The sequence below is a fragment of the Thermoflexus sp. genome, from assembly GCF_042408815.1.
GTDB lineage: Bacteria > Chloroflexota > Anaerolineae > Thermoflexales > Thermoflexaceae > Thermoflexus.
Genome location: NZ_JBHOQR010000014.1, coordinates 1 through 18,659, shown reverse-complemented (window position 1 = coordinate 18,659; position 18,659 = coordinate 1). Strand labels below are relative to the sequence as shown.

Sequence of the window (18,659 nt, the reverse complement as noted above, 5' to 3'; positions counted from 1 at the left end):
GCGCCGAGAGGCGCGCAGCCATAGAAAGCATGGAAAGCGCTCAGGGGGTCTCCGGCTCCTTCCGGACCGTTGAGCCCCTCCCGCCGGCGGCTTCTTCCACCGCGCGGATGATGCTGTAATAGCCTGTACATCGGCAGAGATTCCCCGCAAAAGCTTGACGGATCTCCTCCAACGTGGGTTGGGGCACTTCTTCCAGCAACACAACGCCGGACATAATAAAGCCTGGCGTGCAGTATCCGCACTGGACGGCTCCCTGGCGGATGAAAGCGGCCTGCAGCGGGTGAAGGTTCTCCCCGGCCGCCACGCCTTCCACAGTCACGATCTCCGCCCCATGGGCTCGGGGCGCTGGGACCAAGCAGGACATGACCGCCATGCCGTCCAGGATCACCGTGCATGCTCCACATTCTCCCTCGGCGCATCCCTCCTTCGTGCCCACCAACCCCAGATCTTCCCGCAGCATGCGCAGGAGGGTCTTGTCGCTGGCGCCATGCACCCTATAGCGACGCCCGTTGACCGTGGTAACGATCGGCTCGGGGCCCTCCGCCTGATGACGAACCCGGCCGTTCCAGGTGATGAGCTCCGAGGGGATGGAGAGCCAGGGGCGGGGCTGCCCGTCGGAGCGCCCCCAGAGCAGCACCGGACGCTCGGGGAAGCCCATCCGCTCGGTTCCTTCCCGCAGCTGGCGCAGGGCGCGCATGGTGAGCACCCGGACCATCTCCGCGCGATACCAGGCCGGCCCGCGGATATCGTCGATGGGGCGGGCTGCGGCTTGGGCGAGTTCCCCCGCCTGTTGGATCACGTCCTCGGTCAAGCGTTGCCCCTGCAGGAATGCCTCCGCTTCCCGAGCCCGGACAATGGTCGGTGCCACCGCCCCCAGGGCGATCCGGGCCCGGACTACCCGGTCGCCATCCAGAGCGACGATAGCGGCGACGCTGACCACGGAAATCGCCTGAAACCGGCGCAATCCCAGCTTGAGGAAAGTTCCTCGCTCGTTCGGCTTCAGGGGCTCAACCGCGATGTCCACCAGCATCTCATCAGGGGCCATGGCCGTCCGGCGGACTCCCTGATAAAACTCCTCGAAGGAGAGGGTGCGCCGGCCCCGCACGCTTTGGAGGGTCACGGTGGCCTCCATAGCCCACAGGGGCACGATGGTGTCATTCGCCGGCGAGGCGGTGATCAGGTTGCCGGCCACCGTGCCCCGATTCCGGATCTGGGGGGATCCCACCTCCCAGCAAGCCCGGGCCAGCGGGAAGGCCCGCTCGCGGCAGAGGAGGGAGGCCACCACCTGATTATGCGTGACCAGAGGCCCCAGATGCAGGCGCCCATCCGGGCCGATGGTGATGGCATCCAGGTGGGGAATCCGGGTAATGTCAATCAGGATCTCCACGCCGGGGCGCTGACCCCTTTCCAGCTCCAGGAGCAAATCGGTGCCCCCGGCGATGATCCGCGCCCGGTTGCCATATTCCGCCAGCAGGCTCAGAACCTCCTCCAGGGACACGGGAGTGTAGTAAGCTTTCCACATCGGAATCCCCCTTGGATGAGCGGATGGGTTTATCTTCTATTCCAGTCGGGGAACGCTTTTCCCACCTAAGTTTAACGGGATTCGGATGATCTCTCCAACTCCCTGGATCTCAGGGCATGGGCCGCCTTCGGCGGGCCTGCTATTCCCATCCTCCGACTTTCAAATAGAGCGTTATCATTATCATAAAACCCACGCCGTTCGGCTTCGATCGACAAAGGTGGGTGTCCGCTTTCCCACACCCTTTCCCTGGGGGGGCCCTGGCTCGGTATGGAAGAAAGGGGCATCCGCGGCGTTTGCCTCTTCAGGCTCACGGCCTGAACCGGAAGCTGGGGGCTTGTGGAGCATCGGATGGGGAAGCGACCAGTTTTGATTGGCCTGACCGGGAATATCGCATGTGGCAAAAGCACGGTGGCCCGCATGCTGGCGGAGAAGGGGGCATATATCATAGATGCGGACGCGATCGCCCATGAGGTGATCCGGAAGGGCACTCCGGCCTATGAATCCATCCTCCGCCGCTTTGGGGAGGAAATCCTTGGGCCGGATGGGGAGATCGATCGCCGACGTCTGGGGGCGATCGTCTTCCGGGATCCCCGCGCCATGCAGGATCTGGAAGCCGTCGTTCATCCGGCGGTGCTGGAGGAGATTCAGCGACGGGTTCAGGCCTGTTCACAAGCCCCTGCGATTGTCATCGAGGCGATCAAGCTCATCGAGTCTGGGTTGGCCTGGGCTTGCGATACCCTGTGGGTGGTCACCTGCCCGGAGCCTGAGCAGATCCGTCGCCTGGTGATCGAGCGCGGGTTCGCGGAGGAGGAGGCCCGCATTCGGGTTCATGCCCAGCCTCCCCAAGAGGAAAAGATCCGGCATGCCGATGTCATCATCGATAACAGTGGGGATCTGGAAATGACCCGTCGTCAGGTTGAGCGTGCATGGCGCGAATGGGTGGACCCGTGCATCCATAGTTGAGGAACGTTGAAAGGGCTCCGCGGCGATTTCATCCTACGCGCTGGAGGAACTGTGAAAATCACCATTCGTCGGGCTCGACCTGCGGATGTGGACGCCATTCGGGATCTCGTCCGCCGGGCCACCCGGGGACGATTGGATCCCTCCGGGGATGAGGTGTTTGATCGGCTGGCCGAGCGGGGGATGCTGCTGGCCTTCAACCCAGAGCGGGAGCTGGTTGGCCTGATTAGCTGGCGGGTGGAGAACCTGGTGGCCCGCATTCTGGATTTCGTGGTTGATCCTCTTGATCTGCGGCCCACGGTCGGCCGGCAGCTCATCGAGGCCGTCGAAGAGGAAGCGCGCCGTCTGGAGTGCGAGGCTTGCATGATTTACGTTTCCCCAGAGATGTCCTCTGGAGCTCTTGCCTTTTATATGGGTCTGGGGTATACCCGGTGGCCGGAGGAAAGCTTATCCGAACCGTGGCGAGAGGCCGCCCATGAATTCGATGCTTTCGGTCGCGTGGCGTTGATCAAGCAGATCCGCGCCGAGCGCGTCACACGACCGATTTGAAGCACCCATCCTCCTAAGGAGGGAACGCGCGATGTGGGCCGCCATCAAAGGATTTGCGGAACGGCATCCTCGCCTGGCCGCGTGGATCGCCCTGGCCATCGGGATGGTGGCCATCCTCCTGTGGTCGGCACGGGACGTGGGGTTGACTCCCTCTCAGCTCCTGGCCTTGGTGATCGCGACCATCGTGCTGGCCGGGTTGTGTGTCTGGATCATCAGTTGGGAGGATGAAGAGGAAGAGACAGGCTCCTCTGGTCCGTCATCGAAGCCATAAGCCCAAAGGTTCTGCCCGCAGCCGTTTCGGCTTTTGTTCGTCCACGGGGGGTGTTTCTCCTTTCCTCTCCTCCAAGCCTGAAAGGCCCAGGGGGCAATGAAAGGATCCTGTTATGGAACTTCTGGAGGCGTTGAAAGAGATTCGGTCCGCCCAGGACCTGTTCAGCTGGCTGGATGTCTTCAACATGTGGGCACGCGCCCGGGCTGCTGGTCCAGAAGGATCTGTGGTACAGGCCACAGCGGAAGCAGCGCTGGAGAATCTGGCCGAGAGCTTCTCCCAACCCTCTTATGAGGCGATCCGCCTGCTGGCCCGGGCGATCCTGGGCTGGTGGTCCCTAGCGGTGGATGCAGTTGGGGCCGGTGAGGAGGCCGCCGGCCTGCGGGTTCGAGCGCTGGCGCTCGCTCGACAGCTGGATGAAGTGACCGGGCAACGCTGGGCGCTGGCTGACTGGCTGGAGACCCATCGCGCCTAATCCCACCGACGGCAGGCCCGTCGGGGAGGACCTGGGGGTAAGGACAGACCCACTGGAAACAAACAGCGCTTGTTCGGAAAACAAAAAGCCCCGCCATGCCGTGGGCCGCCGGGCTGATGCACCCTCTCGCTCAAGTGGGGACCTCCTGCCGGTTGCCGCCTGGACGGGCCCCGCGCGCAGGCCGTCTAACGCGTCCCCGGGCCAGAGTCCGGCCCCCGCTCTATCAGGTGTTGGCGCAAGCCGCTGAGCACGACCTCACGCACATGGCCGGGCTGTCCTCATTGTAAGTCAAAATCCCCGGAGAAGGCAAATGCCGAAAATTCCCGGAGGGACCTCTCAGCCTCCCTCTTCTCCGGTGGATTCCCGGCGGGGGTATGGCGTGCGGGGTGCCCTGCCGCTGCCTCGCCCTCCCCGAGGAGGCCGACGATGAACATGCCCCCTTCAGGTCGCTTACTTCAGCTCGAAGGATCCGCCTGGTTCCAGCACCACCACTTTCAAACCCTTCACGGCGGCCTTTGCCTTCCGGGCCCAAGCGTGGGGATCCTGCTGGATCAATTCCCAGGTGTTATAGTGCATGGGGATGACGACTTTCGGCTTCAGAAGGCGAACCGCCTCCAGGGCATCCGCCGGGCCCATCGTAAAGTTATCCCCAATGGGCAGGAGGGCAAGGTCCAGCTTCTCCGCGCCGATGAGCTTCATGTCTCCGAACAGGCCGGTGTCGCCGGCGTGGTAGATCCGATGCTTCCCCAGGTAGAGCAAGATCCCCGCCGGGTTTCCACCATACGATCCATCGGGCAGGACGGAACCGTGGAGCGCGGGGGTGAGCTTCACCCGGCCGAAGTCGAAATCGCGGCCTCCGCCGATGTGCAGGGGATGGGTGTTCGGAATCCCTTTGCTCTGAAACCATGAGATGATTTCATAGTTGCTGATCACCAGGGCCCCAGTTCGCCGGGCAATGTCCACCGCGTCCCCCACGTGATCTGCATGGCCATGGGTGATCAGGATCACATCGGCATGGACCTCCTCTGCTTTCACGGGAGCCATGGGGTTGCCGCTGAGGAAAGGATCGATCAGAATGCGCTTGCCGTCGCTCTCGATCAGAAAGGCAGCATGGCCATACCAGGTGATCCGAATGGCCATAAGCACCTCCTTATTCCGGGGTGGAAGGGGAGTTGTCCTTGTTTCTTTATCATGATAGCTGAATTCACAGTAACCTGCGATCCTTTTCCAGCCTTTTGCCCGCTTCGGTGAAGGATCGCGCCGCTGGCTGGGCGGCGGGAGTCGGTGGAATGGTTCATCCTTCTCTGGAGGATCCGGATGTCGGATTGGATGCGCTGGCAAATTGAGTGGATCGCTCAACTGCAGAGGCTTCAGCCTCCATGGGCCATCGCCTTCTGGCGCGTGATGTCGTTCCTGGGGGAGGAGCAGGCGTTCCTCCTCATCCTTTCTGCCCTGTTGTGGGGCTATCGGAAGCGTGAGGCCCTCTATACGGCCACCGGTCTTTTGCTGGGCAGTTACCTCACGTTCGTCTTAAAGGATCTCTTCGCCATGCCCCGCCCCTTCCAGGTCGCCCCGGATCAAGTTCGAGTGCTGTTGCCCGGCGGAGAGAGTCTGGGATATGGGCTGCCCAGTGGGCATGCTGTGAGCGCCGCCGCCCTCTGGGGAACGCTGGCGGGGATGGTCGGGCATCCGCTTTTCACGATCCTCGCGATCGGGCTCGTCTTTCTCATTGGCCTCTCACGAATCCTCCTGGGCGTGCATTTTCTCCACGACGTGCTGGTCGGCTGGGGGGTTGGGATACTGGTGGCGCTCCTGATGGTGTATGTCGCCCCCTGGGTGGTCCGCCGGCTGGCCACTTCTCGCGGGCAGAGCGCACTGCTCGCCACGGGGGCGGTGATCCTCCTTTTTCTTGTTCATCGAACCCGGGAAACGGCGGCCCCGCTCGGCGCATGGCTGGGCATGGCATGGGGGGCGATCCAGGAATCCGGTGGGAACGGATTCCACCCAGGCGGACCGTTATGGCAGCGGGGGTTGCGTCTGGGGATCGGTCTCGTCACCCTGGGGGTGATCTATGGAGGCCTGACCGCCATGTTTGCTCTCCTCCCATCTTTCCTTTCCGAGGAGCCGGCCCTCCGGTTATTGCGGTATGCGGGGATCGGGCTCTGGGTGACCTGGGGCGCGCCGATCGTCTTCCGCCGGCTGGGGCTGGCTCGGCCCCGTCGGGCGATGGAGCGCCTCCCGACGGATTCCCAACCATGGGACCTCTAAGATCACTGTAGTCCCTGCGCCGGGTTGGCTCTGGATCTCCAGATGTCCATTCAGTAGATGGGCGCGTTCCTCCATATTGCGCAGGCCGAAGCCGGGCTGGACTTCCGGGCCGAATCCTCGGCCGTCATCGGCGATCCGGATCTGCAGCAGGTCATTGTGCAGAGCGGCGCGGATGTGGACCCGTCGGGCTCGGGCATGGCGGACAACGTTGCTTAAGGCTTCGGAAACGATGGCCAGGATATGACGCAACTGAGCCGGGGGCAATTGGGCATCTGAGGGGATCTCCCATTCGGTCTCTACATCCATGAGAGCCGGCAGGCCGTACTCCCGAATGAGGCGCTCCAGTCCATCGATCAGGCTGGCCATGGCCGGGCGGGCCTGGAGTTCCTGAAGGATCTCCCGCAGGCTCTGCACCGCCTGGTCCAGCAGGCGAACCACCGGATCAAGGGCCCTCGCGGCGGCAGGTTCCATCTGAGCCTGAACATTGCGAACCAGCAGGCCGGCCCCGTAGATCATCTGGAGGGTGCGATCATGCAATTCCCGGCTCATCCGTTCCCGCTCGCTGGCCAGGATCTGGGCTTCCTCCAGGCTGCTCAGCCGGCTGCTCAGTTCGATCTCAAAGATCTCCAAGGCGCGCAGCATGCCCCCCACCAGCACGATCCCTGTGAGACTGCGCAACAGGAAGATGGGGACGCCGGTGAGATCTTGCAGGGCTTCTTCATGGATCCGATCCAGTGGGAAGACCGGGATCGCAGGCCCAACGAGGCCGGCCAGAAGGCTGTAGGCGGCGATGGCCAGCCCAGCGGTGCGGAGCATCCCGATGATGTGCGGCTGGGCCATGGGAACCAGGAGATGGAAGGTATGGCGGCGCAGGGCATAGGCCGCCAGCAATCCGCCGGGCAATCCCAGGAGACAACGCGCGCCGGCCTCCACCCAGCGTGCCCATTGCCACAGGGAAAGAGCAGAAAGAAGGCCGAGGGCGAAGGCCCCTGCGCTCCATCCCAGGAAGAGGATCATCCCGATGGACCGCAGCCATAGCCAGCGCGGGCCGAGGGGAGCCACAATGTCAGCGCCAAACTCGAAAAGGCAAAAGAAAGCCAGCGCCAGACTTATGATCCGCCCGATCATGAACAGGCTCGCCTCCTCCGCTGTGAGGGGCGAGCGAACGGGTAGGAGGAGCGCCCCGCTCCATTCATAGATGGCATGGAGGATCCCGAAGCCGGCCAGCCAGGGGAGGCTGCGGGCCAGGCGCAGGCGGCTGTGACCCCGAGATTGCAAGATCAGGCTGAGGCCAAGCGTGTAATAGACAAGACCGGCGAAGAACCGAAAGGCCGGCTCCTGATTCAGGAACAGATCCCGGATCATCCCCGCTCTCCTTTTGCCCGGAGTCCCATCACCAGGGAAGGCGATTCAGGAAAATCCAGTCATAATTCCATCGATAACCATCGGGTGGAACTCGAAACGTCAGAAGGGCGAAATTGCCTCCTCCTTCCCAGAATACCTGATAACGTCCCGGCGCAAGCGGTTCTTTCCACTCCCAGATCTCCGCCACGACCTCGCCCGCCGATCGAGCCCCTGGGAACCACCCTTCAGGAGGCGTCAGGCCCACTACGATCCCGTCAGGGGATCGAAGGAGCAAGCGGTGTGTATCCTCTTCCATGGGCCGATCCGCTCGCCAGACGAGATGCACCCGCCATCGCGGCGTGCCGTCGATCTCCGTGTGCCACGCCTGGCTTTCCAGTATGGTGATCCCGATGGGGAGCGTGGGTCCCGGACGATGGGATTCGTCGAGCAGCGGACGGATCTCGACGAAGCCGATCGATACCGCATCCTCCCCCGTTTCGGTTCGCAGGCGCCGCCATCCAGATCCCACCGGCTCATACAGGCCGATCGCGACCCGATACTGGCCGGCGGGCAGAAAGGGCGGCACGCCGATGGCGATGGTCTGGGTGATGGGCAACCCGACCTCCCACGCCTCCGTGGGCGGCGCCGGTTCGCGGTCCGTCCCGGCCCGGTAGCGCCCCTCTGAATCCCAGAGATGGGCGAAAACCACGTAACGGTGGGCAACCGGGTGATCGGCCCGCCAGCGCAGGGCGATCCGAATGCTCCTCCGGGGCTCGGCAACCGGATCCAGCAAGGCGATGGCCTCCAGGCGAATCCCCTCCTCAAAGCGGACATGGAGAGGCTGCCAAGATAGGGAGTCCGGCCATGGCACGAAGCGGAAGACTTCCGCCATGGGATACCAGGCATGGCGGTCAAATGGTCCCTGTCGGGCGAGGGCCTCCGCCACCGGCCGGTAAAGTTCCTGGAAGAAGGTCACACCGATCAACCAGGTGGGCTCATGCAGCCGACCCTCCTGGCGAATGAAATCCTCCAGCGAGCGCAGGCGGGGTCGGGTCTCCGGGTAGAAGAGGGCCATTTCCGCCTGGTTCCAGTACCCATGAAAGACCAGGCGATCGGTCGGATAGGCAAGGGTATGGAGGGTGGCGTAGAGCTCCCGCTGGGCTTCGACATAAATCGGCGCGTTCTCATAAACCGCCCACGTTCGCCCGATGCCGTAAATCCCCAGGATGAGGAAAAGGGGGGTCAGGATGCGCCGCCATCGGCGGCTCCAGCCGGTGGCCAGCATCCATACATAGAAAGGCAGGATCGGGGAAAAATAACGGGCGGCATAGAAGGGGAAACGGAGGGCCAGCGCCAGCCCGATCCCGATGGGAAGGACCATCGCCAGCCCGGGGCGGAGGGTTTGAGCGGAGATCGCCGCCCCGATCTCAACAGCCGTGAGCATGGCCCCGACCCCGCCCAGCAGCCCATCGGCTCCAATGCCGATCCCCAGAGCGCCCATCAGGTTGGCCAGAACTTCGAAAGGGGTAGGGCGAATGGGGATCCGCGCCAGGGTCTGCACCGTATGGGCCAGCGAGGGGCCCAGCGCCCCGATCGACCAGAGGAGCAGGGGAAGGGTTGCCAGGGTGATGAGGAGGGTTTCTCGAAACCAGGCGCGCGGACCCCGGGCTAGAAGGCGCTGGGCGGGGAGGAAGAAGACCCCATAGAAGTGGGTAAGGGTCAACCCCCAGGCGCTGAGTAACCATCCCCGATCACGCCCACGCAGGGCATGCCATGCCCCCAGGGCGCTCCAGGCAATCGCCATGGAATACATCCGGCCGATCGTAGCCATGGCGAAGAACAGCGGGTTCAGCCCGAGCAGGAGCATCGCCAGCGCTGCGGTGCGCTGGTCGGCCGCCGCCCTTACCAGACGGTAAACGAGCGCGAGGGCCAGGAGGGCGAAGAACAGCGAAACGAATTTCAGGGCGAAGGGGTGCGGAACCAGCCGGAGCCATCCCCAGAGCAGAACATAATAGAGGGGCGGGTGGCTGTCCCGGGCCACCGCTCGCAGAGTGTCCGGCAGATTGTAGATCAGGACGATGGCTCCATGGGCCTCGTCGTTGTGCACAAAGGCTGAAGGAAGTGCGATCAGCCCTAGCGCGAAGAAAAGAGCGAGCAGACCCAGAGGGATCGCTGGGGATCCCCGCTGGCTGGATCCAATCGAATGGGGCTGGCTGAGGCGTCGGGCGTTCATGAGAGTTTGCCGGAGATGAAAAAGCGGATCCGGGATCTCCACTACGGCCGTCCGTGGCTTTCCTCGCACAATCGAAGGCCCTTCGATGCGTTTTCCTCCTGGGGCGAGAGGGAAAGCGCAAGCGCGAACCAGGGGCGCGCCTTTTCGCAATCCCCCAGATAATACTGAGAGAGCCCCAGGATGTAGGCCATCTCCACCAGACGGGCGCAACGGGGTTCCTCGCTCACCGTCTCTGGGGTGCAGGCCTTTCCTTCTTGGCGCAGGACCTCCTGGAGCCGGGCGATGCCTCGGGGGAGATGATCCTCCCGAACGACCTCCTCATACCGGCGGCGGGCATACAGGATGATCCCCAGATGGTAAAGGATCCGCCAGTCATCGGGGCCATAGGTTCGCGCCCGCTCCAGGGTTTGCTGGGCCTCCTCCAGACGCCCTAGGTTGTAATAGAGCCAGCCCAGCTCATCCAGAACCCGCGGGTCCTCAGGCCGCAGGGCGGCCGCTCGCTGGAACGCCTCCACCGCGACTGGGGTCTGGCGAAGAACCAGGGCGTTGCGCCCCAGGGCCAGCCAAACGATCACCATATGGGGGTCCCGGGTCAGGGCTTCCCGATAGGCCGCCATGGCCTCGGCGTAGCGCCCCATCGTCTCATACACATAGCCCAGCGCTCGATGGGCGTCCGGATGTTCTGGATCCAGGGACAGGGCTTTCTGGGCCGCAGCCAGGGCCGCTTGCGGACGATGGGCGTCCGCGTAGGCTTCCGCCAGATAGGCGTGGAGGGGGGCGGATTCCGGTGCCCGGGCGATGGCCTGCTCCCCCGCCTGGAGCGCTTCCGGGATCTTCCCCTGCCAGTCCAGGATCAGCGTCGCCATCCCGAGGACCATGGGATCCTCCGGGGCCAGCCGTCGGGCGCGTTCCATCCAGGTTGCTGCTTCTTCCAGGCGATTGCTGAACGCCAGAAGGCGGATCAGAGGAGGATACCGGGCTGGATTTTCGGGTTCCAGGGAAAGGGCCAGCCGGTAGCTTTCCTCTGCCCGCCGGAGATCCCCTGCCCGGTAGGCGGCTTCTGCCTGCTGAGCATAATGAGCCGCGGAGGGAGTCGGGGTGGGGGGAGCGCCTTCACCGATTGGCGAACGGTTCGCCCCCAGCGACCGATCGATCCAGATCAGAACGGCCAGGGCCACGAGATCCAGGACCAGCCAGAACAGCCAGCGGCGCCGGCTCATCCTTCCTCCAGCCCCCGGAGGACCATCGAGGCGGTGGCCAGGTTGGTGGCCAGCGGAACGTTATGCACATTGCACAGCCGCATCACTGTGCGGATGTCCGGTTCGTGGGGGTGGGCATAAAGGGGATCCACCAGGAAAATCACGGCGTCGATCTTCCCCTCTACCACCATCGCGGCGATCTGGGCATCCCCTCCCTGGGGACCGGAGCGGACGCAGGCCACTTCCAGGCCCAGGGCTTCCTGGAGCGTGCGCCCAGTTGTCGCCGTCGCCACCAGATCATAGCGGGCCAGGCGGTCCCGCTCGTGCCGGGCCCACTCCACCAGCTCCCCTTTCTTTCCATCGTGGGCGATGATCGCGATCCGCTTGGGCATGGCCGGCGATCCGGATGAGGATGGATTTCCTTATCGAGTTTAGCTCAATCGGATGCGGGGGAGGGCCGGCCACGCGGTTCACGAGCTCCGGAACATCCGGGGCTTCTCGCCTGCTCTCCGATTCCCATCGGGAACGTCCTCCGGTTATACTGGGAGCCGGATGCTTCCCCTCCGTGGAGCTCTGAAAGGTTGGAGGTCGCTCCATGCGCATCCTTCTCGTGGGAGGTCTTGTCCTCAGCGGTTTCCTGTTGCTGGCCGCCCTGATCGGTCTCCAGCCCATCCAGGCAAACCATTTCTCCGTTTCGATCGCCTCCCCCTCGGATCCGGTGGTCCCGGTTCCCCTCGCCGAAACCCTCCTGGATCCCGGACCGGGCTTATCTCCGGGGGTCGCCAGAGTCCATCCGGTCTCCGGAGATGTGTGGATCTGCCGGGCCGGCGGGGCCACCGTCCTCCGGGGCGCCGCGCTCCGGGAGATCGTGCCCGGCTTCTGCGCCATGAGTTTCCATGCGCAAACCCCGCACTGGTTCACAGCGGATGGCCGCTCGGTGGTGATCATGAGCGGGACCATCCCGATCGCGTGGGTGAACCTGCCGTATACGGTGACTGGAGGGGTTTTCCATCCCCGGACCCAGCTGCTGTATGTGACCATGCAGGCAGACCCCTATCCGCCGATCTCGACCCACCTGGCCGTCATCAGCGCCACGTCCGTTCTAACGATCATGAGCGCTCCCGGCGCGTCTCTTCCAGTCCCGCATCCGGAGAGCGGGGATCTGTATCTGGGCGTTTACACCGGCACCCAGAGGCTGTGGATCCTGAACGGGACGGAGCGGGTGGCCTCCCTTCCTCTGAATGGCTCCCTTCGCTTCATCGTCTATCATCCTTACAGCCGCCTCACCTATGTGGCCAGCGAGAACGAGATGAAGATCCTCCACGGCCGCTCGGTGAGCGCCACCCTCCCGGTGACCGAGACCCACGAGATCGCGGTGGATCCAGATAGCGAGCGAGCGTATGCGACCCATCAGATTCCGGATTTCATCACGGTCCTCTCGCGGACGGAGGTGATCACCCGTATTCCCTTCCCGCACGGTTACAATCCGATCGGTGTCATCCCCTCCTCTGGGGAGATCGTGGTGGGGGCTTTCTTCGATCAAGAGATCCACATCTTCTCCCGCGAGCTGTCCCGCTTAACCGTGATCCCCATGCCCGTTCGTCCTCGCTTCATCGCGGCCACCCCCTCCCAGTGGGTCTACATAACCGGGAAGGCATCCGAGCCCGGGCTGTCCACGGATCTTCGGGTGCTCAGTCGGACCACTCCGGTTGCCGAATACCCAAATGGGTTCGGCCTAGGCTCCCTGGCGCTCTCTCCCGACGGGAAGCGGCTTTACGCCCTGAACACGTTCGAAGGCACATTGTATGTCCTGTCCGGAACTGAAGTCCTAACGGTTAGTCATCTTGCCCCATGGAGCTCTTCGATTCTTTTGCCTTCGAAACGATGGATGACGGTGGACGCGGGAACCGGATGGGTATATGTGGCGCATCCTCAGTTCCCGTTGTTATGGATCCTTCGCGAGGGAGAATGGATCACCCAGCCCCTGAGCGCTTCTGTCTCGACCCTGTTTTCGGATCCGGCGCATGGCGTGGTCTGGGGAGGGGCCTCGGACCAGCCGTGGCTGCTGGCGATCACGGGGACGACGGTCCACACCCTTCCGATCGGGGACATGCCGTTCTGGCTTCCCGTTGAGGAGATCGCGGTGGATCCTGGACGCCATTACCTCTATGTGAGGGGCAGCGCTCAGGTGGCGGTTTTCTCTTTGACCAATCCCATCACGGCTTCTTTCTGGCTGACCACGACGGGGGAAGTGTATCCTCCCCGGGCCCTAACGGTGCAGCCGGCGAACGGCCTGGCCTATGTGGGATCTGGGATCGGGACCACCGGCACGGTGTGGATCCTGGAGGGCCCCACGCGCGTGGCCCGTCGAACGGTCCGGGGGGTGCCCGTGGCCCTCGGGGCGGATCCGGAATCCGGCTGGGTCTACGTGGCCTTGAGTGGGACCCGTCAGGTGGCCGTGCTGACCGGGACGCAATGGGCCTTCACCATCTCTCTCCCCTTCGAACCCCGTCGGATCTGGGTCAGCCCCTGGAGCCGGCTAACGTATGTGGCCGGCGATTTCCAGATCGCAGCCCTGGAGGGCCCCAGCGTTCGGAAGATCATCACCACCGGGATCTTCCCGCGGGATATGGTCTTTGATCCCGTTGCCCGGCTTGCCATCCTCAGCCATGAAGGGGACAATCGCCTCGTGTGGATCGAGGAGCGGATCCTGGATCGTCGCGTCTGGCTTCCTGTGATCATGAAGGGGCCTTAGCCCAACGGTGATCTGATCAGGGTCTCCAAAAGGGGCCCCTCGAAAGGAATGGTCCCACGAGGTTAAGGGCCCATTCTTCAGGCTTCGGTGTGCATGGTGGCGGTTGATGAAGGGGGGAGGAGAACTCAGAGCGATGGAGTGGATTATCCTGGCGTGGATAACCATGGGGATCGGGATCCTGGGCGTTGGAGTAGGGCGACGGCTTCTCGGCCGGCGGGGGGCCAGCCTGGCCATGGGCCTCGCCCTCACCGGAGCCCTGGGGCTCTGGCTGCTGGCGTGGCGCCAGCCTCCCCAGGAAGTTGCCCTGCGCCTGGAGCGGCCCTTCTCCGTCTTTCAGACGGCTTGGGTCTTCCGTCTCACTCCTTCGGTCTGGGGGCAGGGCCTGGGGGTTCTGCTGGCTGGGCTCCTGGTGGCCTGGATGTGGGTGGCCCATCCCGGTCAGGGCCGGGGATGGCCGCGGGCCCTGGCCCTCGGGATGGTGATTGTGGCCACCGGGGCTGCCCTCACGGCAGATCTCTTCACCCTTCTCATGGCCTGGGCCGCCCTGGACGCGATGTTCCTGGCTTTCCTTCTGATTCGGCGGGGCCAGGCCGTCGCGGATCGGGCGGTTATGGCCGGCCTGGTGAACGGGGCAGCCCTTTTGAGCCTCTGGGCGGCGGCCTGGCAGATCTGGCGTTCCGGCGACAGCCTCTTCTGGAGCCGCATGGAGGGGATCGCTCCGCTCCCCTTCCTGGTGCTCGCCGTGCTGATCCGCCTGGATATTTACCCGTTTCATGTCGGGCGCCCGCCGGAGCTGGCCGATGAGGTCCATCGCGTCGCCTTGTTGTATGTCTTGCCGACTGCCGTGGGGTTGATGCTATGGGGCCATCTTGTCCCTTGGATCCGCGCATGGCCGGGGATGCCGTGGGTGGCCACGGCTCTGGCGGTGACGGCTCTACTGGGGGGACTCTGGGCATGGGCGGAGCCTGATCCGCGGGCGGGGCTGGTGGAGGCGGCATGGGGAAGCGCCGCCTGGTGGGCGCTGGCCGGGCTGGCCCATCCGGATGTCGCTCCGCTGGCGGCCATCTTGTGGCCGGTTGGCTTTGCGCTGATCTTCGCTGGCCGTCCCTTCGATCGAACGTCCCTGTGGGGGGTTCCGGCCCTGGCGGCGATCCTGACGATCGCCGGCCTGCCCATGATGCCGGGCATGCGGATCGCTGTGGCTCCCTTTCAGGCATGGCCTTTCTGGGCCTGGCCCCTCCTGACGATTCCCTCAGCTTTGCTGCTGGGCGCTCTATGCCGGGACTGGCTTCGGGCGGTGGAGGAGCCTCTGCCTTCCGAACGAATCGGGCGAGCCGCTTATGGCCTTGCCCTGGCGCTAGGGATGTTCGGGTTGATCTCACTGGGCGGGCTGTTCGGGGCCTGGCAAGATGTGCCGGTGGTTTTTCGCCTTCCCCTGCTCACGAGTCTCGGGCTGGGGATCATCGGCCTATGGCAGGCGGATAAGTTGCACGCAGCGGCTCGGGGCTGGGCCCGGGTGCGTCCGTTCCTATCGCTGGAATGGATGTATGAGGGCCTCACGCATCTCATCTCCCATCCTGCCAGGGCTTTGCAGCAGGGTCTGGAATTTCTCAGCCACCCCGCTGTGATGTGGCTGTGGGCACTGGTGATCGCGGGGATTCTCTTCCTCTTCTGGCAGGAAACTTCCCGCTAGCGCTTTTCAAGGACGTTATTGGAGCGGGTTCCAGCGATCGCTGATCGTTGGAACCTCGTTCTTGCGTGGTTTGACAGGTTTTCCCTCTGCCGCTATAATTTTGCGTTGCGTCTGCCGGGTAGGGCTTCCCCGGGATCCTCTCTCCCGCTGCCGTGCTGCGAGGGCGTTCCGCAGTGTGGCAAGCCCAGCAGGGTGGTAACGAACGGCTCTTCGGAGCTTCCGGAATCCAGAGGAGATCCATTTGTCCTCCCCGAGGCAGACGAATGCATCTCGGTCGACAGGAAGGAGATCCATGCGACGGGGTCGTGCACCGAAACGAGAGATCGCTCCTGATATCCGCTATAACAGCGTGTTGGTCGCCAAGCTGATCAACAAAGTGATGATGAATGGCAAAAAGAGCCTGGCGATGCGGATTGTCTACAGCGCTTTCGATTTAATCGAGCGCCGCACCGGGCGGCCGGCCATGGAGATTTTTGAGAAAGCCCTGGCGAACACCAAGCCCCTGTTGGAGGTTCGCCCGCGCCGGGTGGGCGGTGCCACCTATCAGATCCCTCTGGAGGTGCCGCCGGATCGCCAGGTCAGCTTAGCGCTGCGCTGGATTGTGAACGCTGCCCGGGAACGTCCTGGGAAGTCAATGATCGAGAAGCTGGCGGCCGAGCTGATCGACGCGGCCAATGGGACGGGGGCGGCGGTTAAAAAACGTGAGGATACCCATCGCATGGCGGAGGCCAACCGGGCCTTTGCGCATTATCGGTGGTGAGCGGCCGATCCCGGCTTGGGGAAGGGTGTTCCCTTCCCGAGATTTCCGGATCGGCGTTACGCCGTTAACCCTCTCGGGGGAAGGGCTCTCCTGCAGAAGCCCAACGGCGTCGGTCTGTGGAAGAGGATGGCCGTTCGCGGCAGGCGAGACGGCTTAGAGCCGTGACCCTGTCGCTGAACAACCCGCTGGTTTCCCGCCGGTTTCCGAAAAATGGGCCAGCCGCTAAAGGCATCTGGCCGGAAAATCTTTTTGGGACAGACGGGACAACAAGGGAGAGGAGAAAGGGCTTGATTTCCCCTCAATGTTCCATTGCGTCCATCCAGCTCATCCGACAGAGTTACAGGAGCAAGGAGAGATGCCGCGGGAAGTTCCCATTGATAAGATTCGGAATATCGGAATCATCGCTCATATCGATGCGGGCAAAACCACCACCACCGAACGCATCCTGTTCTATACCGGCAAAACCTATAAGCTGGGCTCCGTCGATGAGGGGACCACGGTTACGGATTATATGGAACTGGAGCGCGAGCGGGGGATCACCATCACTGCTGCGACAGTAGCCTGTTACTGGCGGGGACACCAGATCAACATCATCGACACCCCCGGGCACATCGATTTCACCGCTGAGGTCCAACGGAGCCTGCGTGTGCTGGACGGGGGTGTCGTTGTTTTTGACGCAGTGCATGGGGTGGAGCCTCAATCCGAGACGGTGTGGCGTCAGGCGGATCGTTACGGTGTTCCCCGCATCTGTTTCGTAAACAAGATGGATCGGGTGGGAGCGGATTTCTGGAACACGATCCAGATGATCCGGGATCGCCTGGGGGCGAATCCGGTTCCGATTCAGATCCCGATCGGGGCAGAGGCGGATTTCCGGGGGGTGGTGGATCTCCTGGAGATGCGGGCGATTTACTGGGTGGATGAGCTGGGGACCCAGATGGCCTATGAACCGATCCCCCCCGACCTGGAGGAGGAAGCCCGGCAGGCCCGGGAGACTCTGGTGGAACGGATCGCCGAGACGGATGATGAGCTGACGATGAAATACCTGGAGGGCGAGCCCATCACCACCGAAGAGCTCCGGGCCGCCCTCCGCCGGGCCACGATCGCCGGAAAGCTGGTCCCGGTGCTGTGCGGCTCCGCGCTCCGCAATAAAGGGATCCAGCCGCTGCTGGACGCGATCGTGGATTACCTGCCCTCTCCCGTGGATATCCCGCCCGTGAGGGGGGTGAATCCGATCACCGGTCAAGAGGAAACCCGGCCGGCTTCGGACGACGCCCCGCTGGCCGCGCTGGTGTTCAAAGTGGTGACCGATCCATATGTCGGTCGTCTGGTCTATTTCCGGGTCTATTCGGGGAAGATCACGGCAGGCCAGCAGATCACCAACTCCACTCGTGGGAACAAGCGGGAGCGTGTGGGTCGGGTCCTGCGGATGCATGCGGATCGTCGGGAGGAGATCAAAGAGGTCTATGCAGGGGATATCGCGGCCACGCTGGGCCTGAAGGATACATTCACCGGCGACACCCTGTGCGATCCGGAAGCTCCGATTATCCTGGAAAGCATCACCTTCCCGGAGCCGGTGGTCTCCGTAGCCATCGAGCCCAAGACGATAGCGGATCAGGATCGCCTGAGCGAGGCCCTGCGCAAACTGGCGGAGGAGGATCCGACTTTCCGGGTCCGCACGGATCCGGAAACGGGCCAGACCATCATCTCCGGGATGGGGGAGTTGCACCTGGAGGTCCTGATCGAGCGGATGAAGCGGGAGTTCCGGGTGCAGGCGAATGTGGGGCGCCCGCGGGTGGCTTATCGGGAGACGTTCACCCGGCCGGTGAAGGGCGTGGAGGGGCGTTTCGTGCGGCAGACGGGCGGCCGGGGCCAGTATGGGCACGTGATCATCGATTTCGAGCCCTTGGAACGGGGCAAGGGGTTTGAGTTCGTTGATGCCACCGTCGGCGGGATTATCCCTAAGGAGTTCATCCCGGCCATCGAGAAGGGCCTGATCGAGGCGATGGAGGCCGGGGTGCTGGCCGGGTATCCGCTGACGGATATCCGGGCCACGCTGGTCGGCGGCTCCTATCACGAGGTGGACTCCTCGGAGATGGCCTTCAAGGTGGCGGCCTCGCTGGCGCTCCGGAACGCGGCGGAGAAGGCCGCTCCGGTGCTGCTCGAACCCATCATGCGTGTGGAGGTCATCGTCCCGGAGACCTACACTGGCGATGTGGTGGGGGATCTCTCCTCCCGTCGGGCTCAGATCCAGGGGATCGAGAACCGAGGGAAAGGCATCCAGGCCATCCGGGCGCTGGTGCCGCTGGCCGAGATGTTCGGCTATGCGACCACCCTGCGCTCGATCACCCAGGGCCGCGGCACTTTCTCGATGGAATTCGACCATTACGCTGAGGTGCCGCCGCACATCGCGGAATCGATCATTCGAGCGGGTGAGAAGAAGCCGGTAGGCCGATAGCGGCAAGGATCTTGCATCCAGATCACCTTAGGGAGGTGCAACGATGTCGAAGGCGGTGTTTGTGCGGGCGAAGCCGCATGTGAATGTAGGGACGATTGGGCATATTGATCATGGGAAGACGACGCTGACGTCGGCGATTACGAAGGTGTTATCGTTGCGGGGGTTAGCGGAGTATGTG

Annotated in this window: 15 protein-coding genes and 1 pseudogene; 10 read left to right on the top strand and 6 right to left on the bottom strand. The window is 63.5% G+C overall.

Annotated features, from left to right (window positions below):
* Positions 1 to 40: 40 nt before the first annotated feature.
* Positions 41 to 1,522: an FAD binding domain-containing protein gene (locus ACFMO3_RS04670; protein WP_376789275.1), complete on the bottom strand. Its 1,482-nt coding sequence runs from the start codon at positions 1,520 to 1,522 to the stop codon at positions 41 to 43.
* Between the two features lie 348 nt (positions 1,523 to 1,870).
* Between ACFMO3_RS04670 and coaE the strand changes: the two genes are divergently transcribed.
* The 4 genes from coaE (at position 1,871) to ACFMO3_RS04650 (ending at position 3,774) form a co-directional block, all read left to right on the top strand.
* Positions 1,871 to 2,485, top strand: a complete 615-nt coding sequence (gene coaE / locus ACFMO3_RS04665; RefSeq protein ID WP_376789274.1) for a dephospho-CoA kinase — start codon at positions 1,871 to 1,873, stop codon at positions 2,483 to 2,485.
* A 51-nt stretch (positions 2,486 to 2,536) separates the two neighbouring features.
* The gene (locus tag ACFMO3_RS04660) at positions 2,537 to 3,031 is read left to right on the top strand and encodes a GNAT family N-acetyltransferase (RefSeq protein ID WP_376789273.1); all 495 of its coding nucleotides are present in this window, start codon (positions 2,537 to 2,539) and stop codon (positions 3,029 to 3,031) included.
* A gap of 31 nt (positions 3,032 to 3,062) precedes the next feature.
* On the top strand, positions 3,063 to 3,302 hold the full coding sequence (locus ACFMO3_RS04655) for a hypothetical protein (protein WP_376789272.1): 240 nt from the start codon (positions 3,063 to 3,065) through the stop codon (positions 3,300 to 3,302).
* 112 nt (positions 3,303 to 3,414) lie between these two features.
* Entirely contained in the window at positions 3,415 to 3,774 is a 360-nt protein-coding gene (locus ACFMO3_RS04650) for a hypothetical protein (protein ID WP_376789271.1), read from the top strand.
* A 450-nt stretch (positions 3,775 to 4,224) separates the two neighbouring features.
* On the opposite strand, the gene ACFMO3_RS04645 is transcribed toward ACFMO3_RS04650, so the two are convergent.
* Complete coding sequence (locus tag ACFMO3_RS04645; protein ID WP_376789270.1) at positions 4,225 to 4,914, bottom strand: metal-dependent hydrolase; 690 nt, start codon at positions 4,912 to 4,914, stop codon at positions 4,225 to 4,227.
* 177 nt (positions 4,915 to 5,091) lie between these two features.
* Here ACFMO3_RS04645 and ACFMO3_RS04640 point away from each other — a divergent pair.
* Positions 5,092 to 5,598 (top strand): annotated as a pseudogene (locus tag ACFMO3_RS04640) (phosphatase PAP2 family protein); the annotation flags it as partial.
* Positions 5,599 to 5,910: 312 nt separating this feature from the next.
* Here ACFMO3_RS04640 and ACFMO3_RS04635 read toward each other — a convergent pair.
* Genes ACFMO3_RS04635 through ACFMO3_RS04620 form a run of 4 tightly spaced genes read right to left on the bottom strand, consistent with a single transcriptional unit; the run spans position 5,911 to position 11,210 of the window.
* The gene (locus ACFMO3_RS04635; RefSeq protein WP_376789269.1) at positions 5,911 to 7,407 is read right to left on the bottom strand and encodes a sensor histidine kinase; all 1,497 of its coding nucleotides are present in this window, start codon (positions 7,405 to 7,407) and stop codon (positions 5,911 to 5,913) included.
* A 28-nt stretch (positions 7,408 to 7,435) separates the two neighbouring features.
* Positions 7,436 to 9,688 (bottom strand): hypothetical protein, encoded by a 2,253-nt coding sequence (locus ACFMO3_RS04630; protein ID WP_376789268.1) that lies wholly within the window; start codon positions 9,686 to 9,688, stop codon positions 7,436 to 7,438.
* Positions 9,661 to 10,839 carry a tetratricopeptide repeat protein gene (locus ACFMO3_RS04625; RefSeq protein ID WP_376789267.1) on the bottom strand — a complete coding sequence of 393 codons (1,179 nt, stop codon included), beginning with the start codon at positions 10,837 to 10,839 and terminating at the stop codon, positions 9,661 to 9,663. Before ACFMO3_RS04625 ends, ACFMO3_RS04630 begins: the two co-directional genes overlap by 28 nt.
* Complete coding sequence (locus ACFMO3_RS04620; RefSeq protein WP_376789266.1) at positions 10,836 to 11,210, bottom strand: methylglyoxal synthase; 375 nt, start codon at positions 11,208 to 11,210, stop codon at positions 10,836 to 10,838. Before ACFMO3_RS04620 ends, ACFMO3_RS04625 begins: the two co-directional genes overlap by 4 nt.
* Positions 11,211 to 11,413: 203 nt before the next feature.
* Here ACFMO3_RS04620 and ACFMO3_RS04615 point away from each other — a divergent pair, with 203 nt between their 5' ends.
* The 5 genes from ACFMO3_RS04615 to ACFMO3_RS04595 all read left to right on the top strand — a co-directional run.
* A complete protein-coding gene (locus tag ACFMO3_RS04615; protein ID WP_376789265.1) occupies positions 11,414 to 13,573 on the top strand; it encodes a hypothetical protein in 2,160 nt (719 codons plus the stop codon).
* A gap of 133 nt (positions 13,574 to 13,706) precedes the next feature.
* A complete protein-coding gene (locus ACFMO3_RS04610) occupies positions 13,707 to 15,266 on the top strand; it encodes a hypothetical protein (protein ID WP_376789264.1) in 1,560 nt (519 codons plus the stop codon).
* A gap of 292 nt (positions 15,267 to 15,558) precedes the next feature.
* Complete coding sequence (gene rpsG / locus ACFMO3_RS04605) at positions 15,559 to 16,026, top strand: 30S ribosomal protein S7 (protein WP_322801328.1); 468 nt, start codon at positions 15,559 to 15,561, stop codon at positions 16,024 to 16,026.
* Positions 16,027 to 16,381: 355 nt separating this feature from the next.
* Complete coding sequence (gene fusA / locus ACFMO3_RS04600) at positions 16,382 to 18,481, top strand: elongation factor G (protein ID WP_376789263.1); 2,100 nt, start codon at positions 16,382 to 16,384, stop codon at positions 18,479 to 18,481.
* A 43-nt stretch (positions 18,482 to 18,524) separates the two neighbouring features.
* Positions 18,525 to 18,659 (top strand): GTP-binding protein (locus ACFMO3_RS04595; RefSeq protein ID WP_376789400.1); only part of this gene is annotated, 135 nt, incomplete at its 3' end.

Coding starts and splice junctions, on each gene's coding strand:
- ACFMO3_RS04670 (WP_376789275.1), bottom strand. CDS start 1,522: ATGTGGAAAGCTTACTACACTCCCGTGTCCCTGGAGGAGGTTCTGAGC.
- ACFMO3_RS04645 (WP_376789270.1), bottom strand. CDS start 4,914: ATGGCCATTCGGATCACCTGGTATGGCCATGCTGCCTTTCTGATCGAG.
- rpsG (WP_322801328.1), top strand. CDS start 15,559: ATGCGACGGGGTCGTGCACCGAAACGAGAGATCGCTCCTGATATCCGC.
- ACFMO3_RS04610 (WP_376789264.1), top strand. CDS start 13,707: ATGGAGTGGATTATCCTGGCGTGGATAACCATGGGGATCGGGATCCTG.
- ACFMO3_RS04615 (WP_376789265.1), top strand. CDS start 11,414: ATGCGCATCCTTCTCGTGGGAGGTCTTGTCCTCAGCGGTTTCCTGTTG.
- ACFMO3_RS04650 (WP_376789271.1), top strand. CDS start 3,415: ATGGAACTTCTGGAGGCGTTGAAAGAGATTCGGTCCGCCCAGGACCTG.
- ACFMO3_RS04655 (WP_376789272.1), top strand. CDS start 3,063: ATGTGGGCCGCCATCAAAGGATTTGCGGAACGGCATCCTCGCCTGGCC.
- ACFMO3_RS04625 (WP_376789267.1), bottom strand. CDS start 10,839: ATGAGCCGGCGCCGCTGGCTGTTCTGGCTGGTCCTGGATCTCGTGGCC.
- ACFMO3_RS04620 (WP_376789266.1), bottom strand. CDS start 11,210: ATGCCCAAGCGGATCGCGATCATCGCCCACGATGGAAAGAAAGGGGAG.
- ACFMO3_RS04635 (WP_376789269.1), bottom strand. CDS start 7,407: ATGATCCGGGATCTGTTCCTGAATCAGGAGCCGGCCTTTCGGTTCTTC.
- coaE (WP_376789274.1), top strand. CDS start 1,871: ATGGGGAAGCGACCAGTTTTGATTGGCCTGACCGGGAATATCGCATGT.
- fusA (WP_376789263.1), top strand. CDS start 16,382: ATGCCGCGGGAAGTTCCCATTGATAAGATTCGGAATATCGGAATCATC.